At 63.1% G+C, this 14,651-nt stretch carries 12 protein-coding genes; 7 read left to right on the plus strand and 5 right to left on the minus strand.

Features of this window, described 5'->3' with window-relative positions:
* Positions 1–71 precede the first annotated feature (71 nt).
* Positions 72–569: a universal stress protein gene (locus tag DMX12_RS23765; RefSeq protein ID WP_009683850.1), complete on the plus strand. Its 498-nt coding sequence runs from the start codon at positions 72–74 to the stop codon at positions 567–569.
* A gap of 127 nt (positions 570–696) precedes the next feature.
* A complete protein-coding gene (cysB, locus tag DMX12_RS23770) occupies positions 697–1,671 on the plus strand; it encodes an HTH-type transcriptional regulator CysB (RefSeq protein ID WP_009683851.1) in 975 nt (324 codons plus the stop codon).
* A 52-nt stretch (positions 1,672–1,723) separates the two neighbouring features.
* On the opposite strand, the gene DMX12_RS23775 is transcribed toward cysB, so the two are convergent.
* From DMX12_RS23775 to DMX12_RS23795, 5 genes are all read right to left on the minus strand, one after another.
* Entirely contained in the window at positions 1,724–2,458 is a 735-nt protein-coding gene (locus DMX12_RS23775; protein ID WP_009683852.1) for a phosphoadenylyl-sulfate reductase, read from the minus strand.
* 86 nt (positions 2,459–2,544) lie between these two features.
* Positions 2,545–3,888, minus strand: a complete 1,344-nt coding sequence (pabB, locus tag DMX12_RS23780) for an aminodeoxychorismate synthase component I (RefSeq protein ID WP_110679597.1) — start codon at positions 3,886–3,888, stop codon at positions 2,545–2,547.
* A gap of 159 nt (positions 3,889–4,047) precedes the next feature.
* Positions 4,048–5,028: an alpha-L-glutamate ligase-like protein gene (locus DMX12_RS23785; protein ID WP_009683854.1), complete on the minus strand. Its 981-nt coding sequence runs from the start codon at positions 5,026–5,028 to the stop codon at positions 4,048–4,050.
* Positions 5,028–6,563: an inactive transglutaminase family protein gene (locus tag DMX12_RS23790; RefSeq protein ID WP_029884945.1), complete on the minus strand. Its 1,536-nt coding sequence runs from the start codon at positions 6,561–6,563 to the stop codon at positions 5,028–5,030. Before DMX12_RS23790 ends, DMX12_RS23785 begins: the two co-directional genes overlap by 1 nt.
* Before the next feature lie 5 nt (positions 6,564–6,568).
* A complete protein-coding gene (locus DMX12_RS23795; protein ID WP_029884944.1) occupies positions 6,569–7,105 on the minus strand; it encodes an ATP-dependent zinc protease in 537 nt (178 codons plus the stop codon).
* Between the two features lie 307 nt (positions 7,106–7,412).
* On the opposite strand from DMX12_RS23795, the gene DMX12_RS23800 reads away from it, so the two are divergent.
* From DMX12_RS23800 to prpF, 5 genes are all read left to right on the plus strand, one after another.
* A complete protein-coding gene (locus DMX12_RS23800) occupies positions 7,413–8,129 on the plus strand; it encodes a GntR family transcriptional regulator (RefSeq protein WP_009683857.1) in 717 nt (238 codons plus the stop codon).
* A complete protein-coding gene (gene prpB, locus DMX12_RS23805) occupies positions 8,126–9,016 on the plus strand; it encodes a methylisocitrate lyase (RefSeq protein WP_110679598.1) in 891 nt (296 codons plus the stop codon). The genes DMX12_RS23800 and prpB overlap by 4 nt, the downstream gene beginning before the upstream one ends.
* 115 nt (positions 9,017–9,131) lie before the next feature.
* Positions 9,132–10,259, plus strand: coding sequence for a 2-methylcitrate synthase (gene prpC / locus DMX12_RS23810; RefSeq protein WP_110679599.1), 1,128 nt, complete (start codon positions 9,132–9,134; stop codon positions 10,257–10,259).
* 124 nt (positions 10,260–10,383) lie between these two features.
* Complete coding sequence (acnD, locus tag DMX12_RS23815; RefSeq protein WP_110679600.1) at positions 10,384–12,972, plus strand: Fe/S-dependent 2-methylisocitrate dehydratase AcnD; 2,589 nt, start codon at positions 10,384–10,386, stop codon at positions 12,970–12,972.
* Positions 12,973–13,136: 164 nt separating this feature from the next.
* Positions 13,137–14,327: a 2-methylaconitate cis-trans isomerase PrpF gene (prpF, locus tag DMX12_RS23820; protein WP_110679601.1), complete on the plus strand. Its 1,191-nt coding sequence runs from the start codon at positions 13,137–13,139 to the stop codon at positions 14,325–14,327.
* The last annotated feature ends 324 nt before the right edge of the window (positions 14,328–14,651 follow it).

Consider the following 14,651-nt stretch of genomic DNA (forward strand, 5'->3'; position numbering starts at 1 on the left):
CGGCGAAGCGTGCCTCTGCCGCGCTGCTAAGCTGAAGCTTGATCTGCCGCAGCGGCAGTCCAGGAGGTCGAATGATCCGCTCCATGCTGTACGCCACCGACCTCGGTGTCTATGCCCCGTTTGTCATGCAACATGCGCTGGCGCTGGCGCGGACATTCGGGGCTGAGTTGTACGTGATCCATGCGGTCGAGCCCATGGGCCAGTTCGCTGAATCTCTCCTGCAAAGCTACCTCGACGAGCAAACGCTCGACCAGTTGCACAGCCAGGGGGTGAATACGGTAATGGCCAATATAGAGCAGCGCGTGCTGGAGAACTTTCGCGATGAGCTGGGCGAGGAGGCCGACCTTGCCGTCATCAAGGCCGTACGGGTTCGCCAGGGCGATCCGGCGCAGGTCATTCTGGATCAGGCGCAACGGCTCAGTGTCGACCTGCTGATTTTTGGTAGCCACAGTGCCGGTGCCGGTGTGGATGTGCCAATCGGCCGCACGGCGGTGCGGCTGCTGCAACTGTCGCCGGTCCCGGTCTACATGGTGCCGTTGGCGCAGCATTTGGGGCGTAGGAAAACGTGAGCGCGGCTGTAGGGCATATCCTCAGCATGTAACAAAATTGTTCTAGATTTATTTCCGGAACCACTAATATAGTTATATATCGTCGCTGCTTGCTGCCGCTGACTCATCGCTGAACCGAGGGAAATCTATGAAGCTTCAACAACTGCGCTACATCTGGGAAGTGGCGCATCATGACCTCAATGTCTCCGCGACGGCGCAGAGCCTGTATACCTCCCAGCCGGGTATCAGCAAGCAGATCCGCCTGCTGGAAGACGAGTTGGGTGTTGAAGTATTCGCGCGCAGTGGCAAACACCTGACCCGCGTTACCCCGGCCGGTGAGCGCATCATCAATACCGCGGGCGAAATCCTGCGCAAGGTCGAGAGCATCAAGCAGATCGCCCAGGAGTTCTCCAACGAGAAAAAGGGCACGCTGTCCATCGCCACCACCCATACCCAGGCGCGCTACGCGTTGCCGCCGGTGATCAGCAGCTTCATCAAGCAATACCCGGAAGTGTCCCTGCACATGCACCAGGGCTCGCCGATGCAGATTGCCGAAATGGCCGCAGACGGCACGGTCGACTTTGCCATTGCCACCGAGGCACTGGAACTGTTCGGCGACCTGGTCATGATGCCATGCTACAAGTGGAACCGCTGTGTGGTCGTGCCGCAAGGTCACCCATTGGCCAAGCTGCCCAAGCTGACGTTGGAGGCCGTAGCCGAATACCCGATCGTGACCTATGTGTTCGGTTTCACCGGGCGCTCCAAGCTGGATGAGGCCTTCAACCACCGCGGCCTTACGCCGAAGGTAGTGTTCACTGCCGCCGACGCCGACGTGATCAAGACCTATGTGCGCCTGGGGCTTGGCGTGGGCATCGTTGCCGGCATGGCAGTGGACGCCAAGCTCGACAGCGACCTGGTGGCACTCGATGCCAGCGAGCTGTTCGAGGCCAGCATCACCAAGATCGGTTTCCGCCGTGGCACCTTCCTGCGCGGCTTCATGTGTGACTTCATCGAGAAGTTCGCGCCGCACCTGACCCGCGAAGTGATGGCCAAGGCAATCCAGTGCCACAACAAGCAGGAGCTCGAAGCGCTGTTCGAAGGGGTCGAGCTGCCCGTGCACTGAAACGCGAACACCGGGGGCTTTGCGCCCCCGGTTCTACAGCGGCGTTACGGGTTCAAGCCTTGCTGATCAGGTTGCCAGCGTGCAACCCGCACTCTTTCTGGGTGGACTCTTCCCACCACCAACGCCCTTCACGTTCATGCTGGTTCGGCAGCACCGGGCGCGTGCAGGGCTCGCAGCCGATGCTGATGAAGCCACGTTCATGCAGGCTGTTGTACGGCAGCTCCAGCATGCGGATATAACCCCACACTTCTGCGCTGCTCATCTGCGCCAGCGGGTTGAACTTGTACAGCGTGCGCTCGGGCGTGGAGAAGGCGCTGTCGATTTCCAGCGCTGCCACCTGGCTGCGAGTGCCAGGGCTCTGGTCACGGCGCTGGCCAGTGGCCCAGGCGCTGACGGTTGCCAGCTTGCGCCGCAATGGCTCGATCTTGCGAATGCCGCAGCACTCGCCATGGCCGTCCTTGTAGAAACTGAACAGGCCCTTTTCCTTGACGAATGGGTCAAGCTGGGCGCGGTCCGGGCTGAGGATTTCGATCGGCAGGCCATACTGCTCGCGCACCTGGTCGATGAACCGGTACGTTTCCGGGTGCAGGCGGCCTGTGTCGAGGCTGAATACCTTGACCTGCTTGTTAAGCTTCCAGGCCATGTCGACCAGCACCACGTCCTCGGCGCCGCTGAAGGAAACCCACAGGTCGTCGCCGAAGTGCTCGAAGGCAAGCTTGAGGATGTCTTGCGGGGATTTGTTGGCATAGGTCGCGGCCAGGGCGGCGACGTCGAAGGGTTGGCTCATCAGGCGGTTTCCATCTTGGCTGTGGCGCTGTGCGCTCGTAGTGGGGGTGATGGTAACAAAAAAACAGGGTCTGGACGGGCTGGCGCTCACAGGCCTTGCAGTGTCTGCAGCAATACCCGCACCTTGGCAATCGACTCTTCGTACTCGGCCTGCCATTCGGAGTCGGCCACCACTGCGCCGCCACCCCAGCAACTGACCTGACCATCCTTGACCAGCAGGCTGCGAATGGCGATCGAGCTGTCCATTTCGCCGCGCACGTCCACATACAGCAGGGAGCCGCAGTACAGTGCCCGCCGCGTGGGCTCCAGCTCGTCGATGATCTGCATGGCGCGGATCTTCGGCGCGCCGGTAATCGAGCCGCCAGGGAAACTGTCGGCGATCAGGTCCAGGGCGTCCTTGCCGCTGGCCAAGCGGCCGGTAATGCTACTGACCAGGTGGTGCACGTTGGGGTAGCTCTCCAGGCTGAACAGCTCCGGCACCTTCACCGAGCCCACCTCGCAGGTACGCCCCAGGTCGTTGCGCAGCAGGTCGACGATCATCAGGTTTTCCGAGCGGTCCTTGGGGCTGTGCAACAGCGCCTGGGCATTGCGCCGGTCTTCGCCCGGGTCGCTGGCGCGTGGGCGCGTGCCCTTGATCGGGCGGGTCTCGACCTGGCGTTGGCTGACGCGAATGAAGCGCTCGGGTGAAAAGCTGAGCAGGGCGCTGCCGTCGGCCAACTGCTGATAGCCCGAAAAGGGCGTCGGGCAGGCCTGGCGCAGTGCCTTGTAGGCCTGCCACGGGTCGCCCTTGCACGGCGCGCGAAAGCGCTGGGTGAGGTTGATCTGGTAGCAGTCACCGGCCTGGATATAGCGCTGCACCTGGTCGAAGGCGGCCTGGTACTGCGCAGGCTGCAAGTCGCCGGCCATGGGGGCGAGCAGTTGAAAGTCGCCATCGGGCGTGTGCTCGCTGCCGGCGAAGAGGTTGATCAGGCGTTCGCGCTCGTGTTGCGCCAGGCTTGGGTGAAACACCAGCTGGCTGGTGCCGCACTGGTGGTCGCTGACCAGCGCCCAGGCATACAGGCCCAGTTGCGCGTCGGGCAGGCCGAGGTCATCCACGGCGTTGCTTGGCAGGTGTTCAAGGCGGCGGCCGAAGTCATAGCTCAGGTAGCCGATCAGGCCGCCGGCGAAAGGCAGTTCTACGCCGCTGGGCAAATCCGCGCTGCCCAGGCGCGCCAGGCCCTCGCGCAGGCGGGCGAGAAAGGCGCGGCCATCCTCTGCGGGTTCGGCTTGCAGTTGTTGCAACGGCCAGGCACTGAGCAGATCGAAGCGCCCGCGCTCGGCACCAGGGCGGGCGCTGTCGAGCAGGATGGCGCCGGGCGCCTGGCGCAGGCGGGCGAAATAGGCGGCTGGGTCGGGTTGGTAGGGCAGGGGGTGGAGCGTACAGGTCGGCATCAGTATGGACGGCGATGTAAAAGCGAGGAGGGCGATTGTAGACCTGTGCGGGAGCAGCGCCTAGCACTGGGCGCGACATTCAACCGGGTGTTTGGCGCCTGGGGCTGGTCGCGACGCAAGGCGGCTGCCCCAGGAGATGTGGCAGCCGCCCCGGCGATGTCAGCCCGGGTGTACGTGCCCGAACAAGCCCTGCGACACCTTCACCCGCTGTTCGACATCCTCCGTCAGGCCGTCCTTGGCCAGCGCTTCGATGTGCGCTTCGATGGCATGGGTGCGCTGGGTCAGCCCGCAGTCGTTGGCGATCTGGATGTTCAGCCCTGGGCGGGCGTTAAGCTCCAGAATCAGCGGGCCTTTGTCCTGGTCCAGGACCATGTCCACGCCGATATAGCCCAGCCCGCACAGCTCGTAGCACCCGGCGGCCAGCTTCATGAAGCCGTCCCAGTTCGGCAGTTGCACGCCGTCAACCGCGTTGGTGGTGTCTGGGTGCTTGCTGATGATGTTGTTCAGCCAGGTGCCCCGCAGGGTCACGCCGGTAGCCAGGTCGACCCCTACGCCGATGGCGCCCTGGTGCAGGTTGGCCTTGCCGCCGGACTGCCGGGTGGGCAGGCGCAGCATGGCCATGACCGGGTAGCCCATCAGCACGATGATGCGGATATCGGGCACGCCTTCATAGCTGATGCTCTTGAAGATCTGGTCGGGTGTGACCCGGTATTCGATCAGCGCCCGGTCACGGTGCCCGCCCAGCGAGTACAGGCCAGTGAGGATGCTCGAGACCTGGTGCTCGATTTCCTCGTGGCTCATGATCTTGCCGGAAACGGTGCGGTAGCGGTCCTCGAAGCGGTCGGCGATCACCAGGATGCCGTCACCGCCGGCACCTTGGGCCGGCTTGATGACGAAGTCGTTGCGGCCGCCAATGATCTCGTGAAGCTTGTCGATCTGCTTCTCGGTCTCGATGACACCGTACATTTCCGGCACGTGGATACCTGCCGCGAGGGCGCGCTCCTTGGTGATGATCTTGTCGTCGACAATCGGGTACAGGCTGCGTTTGTTGTACTTCAGCACATAGTCTGCGTTACGCCGGTTGATGCCCATGATGCCCCGGGCCTCCAGGGCTTTCCACGTCTTGATCAGGCCAAACATCACACGTCTGCCTTTTTCACGAATGCCTTGAAGCGCATCAGCTCGGTCAGACGGTAGCCGCGATAACGGCCCATCGCCAGCATGAAGCCGACCAGGATCAGCAGCACGGCCGGGAAGGTGAACACGAAGTACACCAGCTCTGGCACCATCATCAGCAGGTGTGCCAGCGATGCGGCAAACAGGGTGCCGATGGCCACTTTCATGGCATGGCCGCCGCCACGCTCTTCCCAGGTGATCGACAGGCGTTCGATGGTCATGGTCAGGATCACCATCGGGAACAGGGCTACCGACAGCCCGCGTTCAAGGCCCAGCTTGTGGCTGAACAGGCTGATCGCCGCAATCAGCACCACGACGAAGGTCAGCACCACGGACAGGCGCGGCAGCATCTGCAGCTTCAGGTGTTCCAGGTACGAACGCAGTGACAGGCCCAGTGCCGTGATGACCGTGAACAACACGATACCGAAGCCCAGCTGGGTTTCGCGGAAGGCCAGGGCGATCAGCACCGGGGTGAAGGTACCCAGGGTCTGGATACCGATGAGGTTGCGCAGCACCAGGATCACCAGCACACCAATCGGGATCATGACCATGATCATGAAGGTCTGCTGGGTTTGCAGGGGCAGGCCGTACAGCGAATATTCGAGGAAGTCGGCGTCGGTGTTCTCGTCAGTCAGCTTGGCCAGGCGAATGGCGTTCATTTCACTGTTGTTCATGCTGAACGTGACGTTGGCCTTCTTGCCGCCATCGACGGTAATCAGGTTGTCGTCACCGGTCCACCACAGCAGTCGGTCGCTGGGCAGGCCCTGTTCGCCCGTGTCCGGGTTGAAGTACAGCCAGTCGTTGCCGTTGTAGCTGCGCAGCCACAGCTCGGGGGTTTGCGGGGTGTCGGCCACCAGGCGGATGGTGTGCACCTTTTCCATCGGTACGTGGGCAATCGACAGCAGCAGGTCGATCACCTGGGCCTTTTTCATCGGTGAGGTATCGCCGGCCAGCAGCAGTTTGACGTTGTCATCGTTGAGGTTGTTGACCCGCTTGATGGTTTCGCTGACGAACGTCTCGACGTCGGCCGAATGCTGGCGGATAGGCGCCATCAGCGCCTCGGCGGCGATTTTTTCGGGGCCGTCGATGGCCAGGCTGTCACGGAAGGTCGGGCCTTTTACCGCGGTTTTTTCGTTGCTGTAGCGCTTGGTCAGCACCAGGCGGTAGTACAGCGTCTGGTTGCCGCTGGCGCGACGGGCCGACCAGGTGACCTTGCGGTTGCCATCGGCACGGTTGACGCTCACCCCGTAGTTGTTGGAGATGAAGCTCTCGTTGAGGCTGACGTAGTCGCGGTTCAGTGGCGGCACGAACATCTGCACCTTGACCGGGTCCTTGGTGCTGGCCACGAACTCGACCTTGGCGTCGATGTTCCACAGGTCGTCGGTTTCATCCTCGGTCACCGGGATGCCGAGGAAGAAGATCTGATAAGCCGTGACTGCCACGCCCAACAACACCAGTACGGTGATCAGGACTTTCAGATGGAGGGTAAGAGAGCGCATCGGGATTACTCTGCTTTGGGAGCGTCGGTGGCACAGGCAGGTTTGCCGGCCGCGTATTTAAGGCTTGGGTCGACCAGCGCGTCGAAGTGCTTGAGCGCCTCGGAGCCGATCAGCAGCGGGAACTGGAAGGCGCTGCGGTCGGTGAGGTTGACTTCGATGGTGCGCAAGGCCTGGCCCATGCAGATTTCGAGTTCGATGACCGGGCGGGCGGTGTAGGCCTTGCCCGATTCAGCATCATAGTCGCCCGCTCGGCGCTTGATTTTGCTGACGCGGGCCAGGGGCCGTTCGATCGGGTGCGAGTGGGCGGCATCGATGGCCAGGTAGAAGCGCACCCAGCTTTCGCCGTTGCGCTTGAAGCGCTTGATGTCGCGGGCGCTGAGCGAGGCAGTTTTGGCGCCGGTGTCGAGTTTGGCCGCCACTTCCAGGTCCAGGTCGCCCAGGCGTGCGTATTCATTGAGACCGTACACGGTCTTGCCGGCCGCCTGGCCAATGGCCGGCAGCAGGGTGAGGCAAAGCAGCAATAAAACGGGTGTGAGTCTCATAATCCTGGCGCGATGCAGTGCAAGGTTCTAGGCAAGGTTCAGGTCAAGGTGACTGGCAACTACTGCGCAAGCTTCCTCGTTCATCTGTCAACAAGCATGACTGCATGACAGACAGGCTATCCATACCCCATCGGAGGCGCGGCATTCTATCACGACGACGTATTGACGCCAGCGGTGCGCGATCTGACAGCGCTTGGCTTGCCTAAGTTCGTTCTTATGCGATTGTCGACAATATTGAATTTGTATTTGACTTGAGTGGCATCGATGGTTAACTTCTGGCGAAGAGATTTCCCAAGGTGTCGACAATATGCAAGACCTTTCCACCCCTGGCCCGATGCTGGCAGACGAATCGGAAACCTTGTCGGAAAACGTCTTCCGGCGTATTCAGGCGGCCATCGTCAAAGGGGAAATTGCCCCTGGCAGCAAGATCTCCGAGCCAGAGCTGGCACGCACCTATGGCATCAGCCGCGGGCCGCTGCGCGAGGCCATCCACCGCCTGGAAGGCCAGCGCCTGCTGGTGCGGGTGCCCCATGTAGGCGCACGGGTGGTATCGCTCAACCATGCCGAACTGATCGAGCTGTACGAGATTCGTGAGTCCCTGGAAGGCATGGCCTGCCGCCTGGCCGCTGAACGCATGAGCCAGGCCGATATCGACGAGCTGCGCCGGGTGCTCGATACCCATGAGCGGGATGCCGCGTTCCAGGCTGGCCTGGGTTACTACCAGCAGGAGGGTGACTACGACTTCCATTACCGCATCATCCAGGGCAGCGGTAACCAGACGTTGGTCAAGATGCTGTGTGGCGAGCTGTACCAGCTGGTGCGCATGTACCGTATCCAGTTCTCGGCCACGCCCAACCGGCCACGCCAGGCCTTTGCCGAACACCATCGCATTCTCGATGCCATCGCCGAACGTGACGGCGAACTGGCCGAACTTCTGATGCGCCGTCACATCGGTGCGTCCAAGCGCAATATCGAGCGTCACTATCTGGACGCCCACAACAATAACCCACGAGGTGAGAAATGACTGTGAACAGCACACCCGGTCAGCGTTTTCGCGATGCCGTCGCCGCTGAACACCCCCTGCAGGTGGTTGGCACCATCAATGCCAACCATGCCTTGCTGGCCAAGCGCGCCGGTTTCAAGGCCATCTACCTGTCCGGTGGCGGCGTGGCAGCAGGTTCCCTGGGCCTGCCGGACCTGGGCATCACTGGCCTGGACGATGTGCTCACCGACGTGCGCCGTATCACCGATGTGTGCGACCTGCCGCTGCTGGTGGATGTCGATACAGGCTTCGGTGCCTCGGCTTTCAACGTGGCGCGCACCGTGCGCTCGATGAGCAAGTTCGGTGCGGCGGCGATCCATATCGAGGATCAGGTCGGGGCCAAGCGTTGCGGCCACCGGCCGAACAAGGAAATCGTCAGTCAGCAGGAAATGGTCGACCGTATCAAGGCAGCCGTCGACGCCCGCAGCGACGACAACTTCGTGATCATGGCGCGTACCGACGCCTTGGCCGTCGAAGGCTTGAACGCTGCCCTGGACCGTGCCGCAGCGTGCATCGAGGCGGGTGCCGACATGATCTTCCCGGAAGCGATCACCGAGCTGCAGATGTACAAGACCTTCGCTGACCGGGTGAAGGCACCGATTCTGGCCAACATCACCGAGTTTGGCGCCACTCCGCTGTACACCACCCAAGAGCTGGCTGCGGTCGATGTTTCGCTGGTGCTGTACCCGCTGTCGGCGTTCCGCGCCATGAACAAGGCAGCCGAGAATGTGTACACCGCGCTGCGCCGCGACGGCACGCAGAAGAACGTGATCGACACCATGCAGACGCGCATGGAGCTTTACGATGCCATTGGCTACCACGCCTTCGAGCAGAGCCTCGACGCGTTGTTTGCCCAGAAGAAGGGCTGAGCCAGTGACAACACCAGCCCCGCATGGCAGCGGGGTTGCCCGCGAAAGGGCGGGTACAGGCAAGCCCGATTAGCCAGCCAGATTTCCATAACAAGTTCAAGAAAGGAGAAACACCATGGCCGAAGCAAAAGTACTCAGTGGCGCAGGCCTGCGTGGCCAGGTCGCCGGCCAGACTGCGCTGTCCACCGTGGGTCAGGCCGGTGCCGGTCTGACCTACCGCGGTTACGATGTGCGTGACCTGGCCGCTGGTGCCGAATTCGAAGAGGTCGCCTACCTGCTGCTGTACGGCGAGCTGCCCTCCCAGGCTGAACTGGCCGACTACAAGCACAAGCTCAAGGGCATGCGTGACCTGCCACCGGCACTCAAGGAAGTGCTCGAGCGCATTCCCCGCGACGCCCACCCCATGGACGTGATGCGCACCGGTTGTTCGGTGCTCGGTACCCTCGAGCCCGAGCTCACCTTCGAAGCCCAGCGCGACAAGACCGACCGGCTGTTGGCCCTGTTCCCGGCGGTGATGTGCTACTGGTACCGCTTCACCCACCATGGCGTGCGCATCGACTGCAGTAGCGACGAAGACACCCTGGGCGGCCACTTCCTGCACCTGCTGCACGGCAAGAAGCCCAGCGAGCTGCACGTCAAGGTCATGAACGTGTCGCTGATCCTCTACGCCGAGCACGAGTTCAACGCCTCGACCTTCACGGCCCGGGTGTGCGCTTCGACCCTGTCCGACCTGTATTCCTGCGTTACCGCAGCCATCGGCACGTTGCGCGGCCCGCTGCACGGGGGCGCCAACGAGGCTGCCATGGAGCTGATAGAGCGCTTCCAGAGCCCGCAGGAAGCCACTGCCGAGCTGCTGCGCATGCTCGAGCGCAAAGACAAGATCATGGGCTTCGGGCATGCCATCTACAAAGAGTCCGACCCGCGCAACGAGGTGATCAAGGGCTGGTCGAAGCAGTTGGCCGATGAGGTGGGCGACAAGGTGCTGTACCCGGTTTCCGAAGCCATCGACAAGACCATGTGGGAGCAGAAACGCCTGTTCCCCAATGCCGACTTCTACCATGCCGCGGCTTACCACTTCATGGGTATTCCGACCAAGCTGTTCACCCCGATCTTCGTCTGTTCGCGCCTGACTGGCTGGGCGGCGCACGTGTTCGAGCAGCGCGCCAACAACCGCATCATCCGCCCGAGCGCCGAGTATGTCGGCGTCGAGCAGCGTCAGTTCGTGCCGATCGAGCAGCGCTGAGGCATGGATCGCCAGGGCTGCTGCGCAGCCCAATCGCGGCATAAGGCCGCTCCCACAGGGACTGCGCAGCGCCCCCATTGGCCAGATCTGTATACCGAGTACCGTGACCGAGCCTGATAACGATATGAATACTGCATACCGCAAGCCCCTGCCAGGCACCGACCTGGACTACTTCGATGCGCGCGCGGCGGTCGAGGCGATCAAGCCCGGCGCCTACGACGGCCTGCCGTACACCTCGCGCGTTCTCGCCGAAAACCTGGTGCGTCGCTGCGACCCGGCCACCCTCGACGCCTCGCTGAGCCAACTGATCGAGCGCAAGCGCGACCTCGATTTCCCGTGGTTCCCGGCGCGCGTGGTGTGCCATGACATCCTCGGCCAGACCGCGCTGGTCGACCTCGCCGGCCTGCGTGACGCCATCGCCGACAAGGGCGGCGACCCGGCCCAGGTCAACCCGGTGGTGCCGGTACAACTGATCGTCGACCACTCGCTGGCTGTCGAGTGCGGCGGCTATGACCCGCAAGCGTTCGACAAGAACCGCGCCATCGAAGACCGACGTAACGAGGACCGCTTCCACTTCATCAACTGGACCAAGAAAGCGTTCAAGAATGTCGACGTGATCCAGCCGGGTAACGGCATCATGCACCAGATCAACCTGGAGAAGATGTCGCCGGTGGTGCACTGCGACCATGGCATCGCCTACCCGGATACCTGCGTGGGCACTGACAGCCACACCCCGCACGTCGATGCCTTGGGCGTGATCGCCATTGGCGTGGGTGGCCTGGAAGCGGAAAACGTGATGCTTGGCCGAGCATCGTGGATGCGCCTGCCGGAAATCGTCGGTGTCGAGTTGACCGGCAAGCTGGCGCCGAACCTCACCGCCACCGACCTGGTGCTGGCCCTGACCGAGTTCCTGCGCAAGCAGAAAGTGGTCGGCGCCTACCTGGAGTTCCACGGTGAAGGTGCGCGCGCCCTGACCCTGGGGGACCGCGCGACCATCTCCAACATGGCCCCGGAGTACGGCGCCACGGCGGCCATGTTCGCCATCGACCAGCAGACCATCGATTACCTGCGCCTGACCGGCCGTGAAGAACCGCAGGTCAAACGGGTGGAAACCTATGCCAAGGTCGCCGGCCTGTGGGCCGACAGCCTGGCCGGCGCAGTATACGAGCGTACCCTGAGCTTCGACTTGTCGAGCGTGGTACGCAACATGGCCGGCCCGTCCAACCCGCATGCCCGCGTCGCCACCAGCGAGCTGGCGGCCAAAGGCATTGCCGGCAGCTGGCAGCAAGTGCCAGGGCAGATGCCTGATGGTGCGGTGATCATTGCCGCCATCACCAGCTGTACCAACACCAGCAACCCGCGCAACGTGATCGCCGCAGGCCTGATTGCGCGCAACGCCAACAGGCTGGGCCTCACCCGCAAGCCGTGGGTCAAGTCATCGCTGGCCCCGGGCTCCAAGGCGGTGCAGCTGTACCTGGAAGAGGCTGGCCTGGAGAAAGAACTGGAGCAACTGGGCTTTGGCATCGTCGCCTTCGCCTGTACGACCTGCAACGGCATGTCTGGTGCCCTCGACCCGGTGATCCAGCAGGAAATCATCGACCGTGACCTGTACGCCACCGCCGTGCTGTCGGGCAACCGCAACTTCGACGGGCGTATCCACCCGTATGCCAAGCAAGCCTTCCTGGCCTCGCCGCCCTTGGTGGTCGCCTACGCGATTGCGGGCACCATTCGCTTTGACATCGAAAAGGACGTGCTGGGCGTGGTCGATGGCCAGGAAATCCGCCTCAAGGACATCTGGCCCAGTGACGAAGAGATCGACGCCGTGGTGCGTGCGGCGGTCAAGCCGGAGCAATTCCGCAAGGTGTACATCCCGATGTTCGCCATCGAGGAAGACCGCGGGCCGAAAGTGGCACCGTTGTATGAATGGCGGCCAATGAGCACCTATATTCGACGGCCGCCGTACTGGGAAGGTGCCCTGGCCGGTGAGCGTACCCTGCGTGGCATGCGCCCGCTGGCGGTGCTGCCGGACAACATCACCACCGACCACCTGTCGCCATCCAACGCGATCATGCTCGACAGTGCTGCGGGGGAGTACCTGGCGAAAATGGGCCTGCCAGTAGAAGACTTCAACTCTTACGCCACCCACCGCGGTGACCACCTGACCGCCCAGCGCGCGACCTTTGCCAACCCCAAGCTGTTCAACGAGATGGTGCGCAACGCAGACGGCAGCGTGAAGCAAGGCTCGCTGGCGCGAATCGAACCGGAAGGCAGGGTGACCCGCATGTGGGAGGCGATCGAGACCTACATGCAGCGCAAGCAGCCGCTGATTATCGTGGCCGGTGCCGACTACGGCCAGGGCTCATCGCGTGACTGGGCGGCCAAGGGCGTCCGCCTGGCCGGTGTCGAGGCCATTGTCGCAGAAGGTTTCGAGCGCATTCACCGCACCAACCTGGTAGGCATGGGCGTGCTGCCGCTGGAGTTCAAACCCGGCACCGACCGCAAGACCTTGGGGCTGGACGGTAGCGAAACCTATGACGTGCTGGGTGCGCGTACGCCGCGCGCTACGCTGACCCTGGTGATTACCCGGGCCAGCGGCGAGCGCATCGATGTGCCGGTGACCTGCCGCCTGGACACGGCCGAGGAAGTGTCGATCTACGAAGCGGGCGGGGTGCTGCAGCGCTTCGCCCAGGACTTCCTCGAAGCTACCGCCTAACCCTAAGAGCAGGGGCCGCGTTGCGGCCCATCGCCGGCGAGCCAGCGCCCACAGGAGTCGCGCAATCTCGATGGCAGCACGGTCCCTGTGGGCGCTGGGTTGCCGGCGATGGGCTGCAAAGCAATCCCGAGGGTCTCATGCCCATCAGACAGGACAGCAAAGCAATGGCTCACGTACCGCAAACAAGAATACCCGCCACCTACATCCGTGGTGGCACCAGCAAAGGCGTGTTCTTCCGCCTGCAAGACCTGCCCGAGCCGGCGCAGGTCCCAGGCCCTGCCCGCGACGCGCTATTGCTGCGGGTCATCGGCAGCCCCGACCCTTACGGCAAGCAGATCGACGGCATGGGCGGCGCGACCTCCAGCACCAGCAAGACCGTCATCCTGTCGCCCAGCATCAAGCCGGGCCATGATGTCGATTACCTGTTCGGCCAGGTCAGCATCGACAAGGCCTTTGTCGACTGGAGCGGCAACTGCGGCAACCTGTCTGCTGCGGTCGGGTCCTTCGCCATCAGTAGCGGCCTGGTCGACAGCGCGCGCATTCCACGCAGCGGCGTGGCCACCGTGCGTATCTGGCAGGCGAACATCGGCAAGACCATCATTGCCCACGTGCCGGTCACTGAAGGCGAGGTGCAGGAAACCGGAGACTTCGAGCTGGATGGGGTAACGTTCCCGGCAGCGGAAGTGCAGTTGGAGTTCCTTGACCCGGCTGCGGACGAGGACGGTGCCGGCGGTGCCATGTTCCCGACCGGCAACCTGGTCGACGACCTTGAGGTGCCGGGTGTCGGCACCTTCAAGGCCACCTTGATCAATGCCGGCATCCCGACCATTTTCATCAATGCTGCCGATATCGGCTACACCGGCACGGAGTTGCAGGACGCCATCAACGGTGACCCGCAAGCGCTGCTGCGCTTCGAGGCCATCCGTGCCCATGGCGCCGTGCGTATGGGCCTGATCGACCATGTCGACCAGGCTGCCGGGCGTCAGCACACACCGAAAGTGGCCTTCGTCGCACCACCCAGCACCTACACGGCGTCCAGTGGCAAGGCGGTAATGGCAAGCGAGATCGACCTGTTGGTACGTGCCTTGTCGATGGGCAAACTGCACCATGCCATGATGGGCACCGCGGCGGTGGCGATCGGTACGGCGGCGGCCATTCCCGGTACGCTGGTCAACCTGGCGGCGGGCGGGGGCGAGCGCAGCGCCGTGCGTTTCGGCCATCCCTCGGGCACGCTGCGGGTCGGCGCCGAAGCCCGCCAGGTAAACGGCGAGTGGACAGTGACCAAGGCAATCATGAGCCGCAGTGCTCGCGTGCTGATGGAGGGCTGGGTTCGCGTGCCTGGCGACAGCTTCTAACCCACCCCTGGCGCTCGGCCTCAAACGGGGCCGCTGCGCGGCCTATCGCTGGCAAGCCAGCTCCCACAGGGAGCGCATCAGGGCTGATAGGTGTTTGCCACAAGGTATGGCAGCGCCTGTGAGAGCGAGCGCCGCCCGCGCGGCGCAATCGCGAGCTGCGCTCGCTCCTACGTTTGTTTCGGGCCAATTACTCCTGCGGGATTTGCGCGCGAACGCCTTGGTGCATGCCTCAATATCGCGCCGTACAAACAAGGCGGCCGCGCGCGCCTGTCACAGGCGTTACTGGCCCGAAACAAACGTAGGAGCGAGCGCAGCTCGCGATTG

This window comes from Pseudomonas sp. MB-090624 (genome assembly GCF_003205245.1).
GTDB classification, from domain to species: domain Bacteria; phylum Pseudomonadota; class Gammaproteobacteria; order Pseudomonadales; family Pseudomonadaceae; genus Aquipseudomonas; species Aquipseudomonas juntendi.

What these genes read in the sequence shown, in the direction of transcription:
- acnD (WP_110679600.1), top strand. Translation starts at nt 10,384, where the DNA reads ATGAATACTGCATACCGCAAGCCCCTGCCAGGCACCGACCTGGACTAC.
- DMX12_RS23795 (WP_029884944.1), bottom strand. Translation starts at nt 7,105, where the DNA reads ATGAGACTCACACCCGTTTTATTGCTGCTTTGCCTCACCCTGCTGCCG.
- DMX12_RS23800 (WP_009683857.1), top strand. Translation starts at nt 7,413, where the DNA reads ATGCAAGACCTTTCCACCCCTGGCCCGATGCTGGCAGACGAATCGGAA.
- cysB (WP_009683851.1), top strand. Translation starts at nt 697, where the DNA reads ATGAAGCTTCAACAACTGCGCTACATCTGGGAAGTGGCGCATCATGAC.
- prpF (WP_110679601.1), top strand. Translation starts at nt 13,137, where the DNA reads ATGGCTCACGTACCGCAAACAAGAATACCCGCCACCTACATCCGTGGT.
- DMX12_RS23785 (WP_009683854.1), bottom strand. Translation starts at nt 5,028, where the DNA reads ATGTTTGGCCTGATCAAGACGTGGAAAGCCCTGGAGGCCCGGGGCATC.
- DMX12_RS23775 (WP_009683852.1), bottom strand. Translation starts at nt 2,458, where the DNA reads ATGAGCCAACCCTTCGACGTCGCCGCCCTGGCCGCGACCTATGCCAAC.
- DMX12_RS23790 (WP_029884945.1), bottom strand. Translation starts at nt 6,563, where the DNA reads ATGCGCTCTCTTACCCTCCATCTGAAAGTCCTGATCACCGTACTGGTG.
- DMX12_RS23765 (WP_009683850.1), top strand. Translation starts at nt 72, where the DNA reads ATGATCCGCTCCATGCTGTACGCCACCGACCTCGGTGTCTATGCCCCG.
- prpC (WP_110679599.1), top strand. Translation starts at nt 9,132, where the DNA reads ATGGCCGAAGCAAAAGTACTCAGTGGCGCAGGCCTGCGTGGCCAGGTC.
- pabB (WP_110679597.1), bottom strand. Translation starts at nt 3,888, where the DNA reads ATGCCGACCTGTACGCTCCACCCCCTGCCCTACCAACCCGACCCAGCC.
- prpB (WP_110679598.1), top strand. Translation starts at nt 8,126, where the DNA reads ATGACTGTGAACAGCACACCCGGTCAGCGTTTTCGCGATGCCGTCGCC.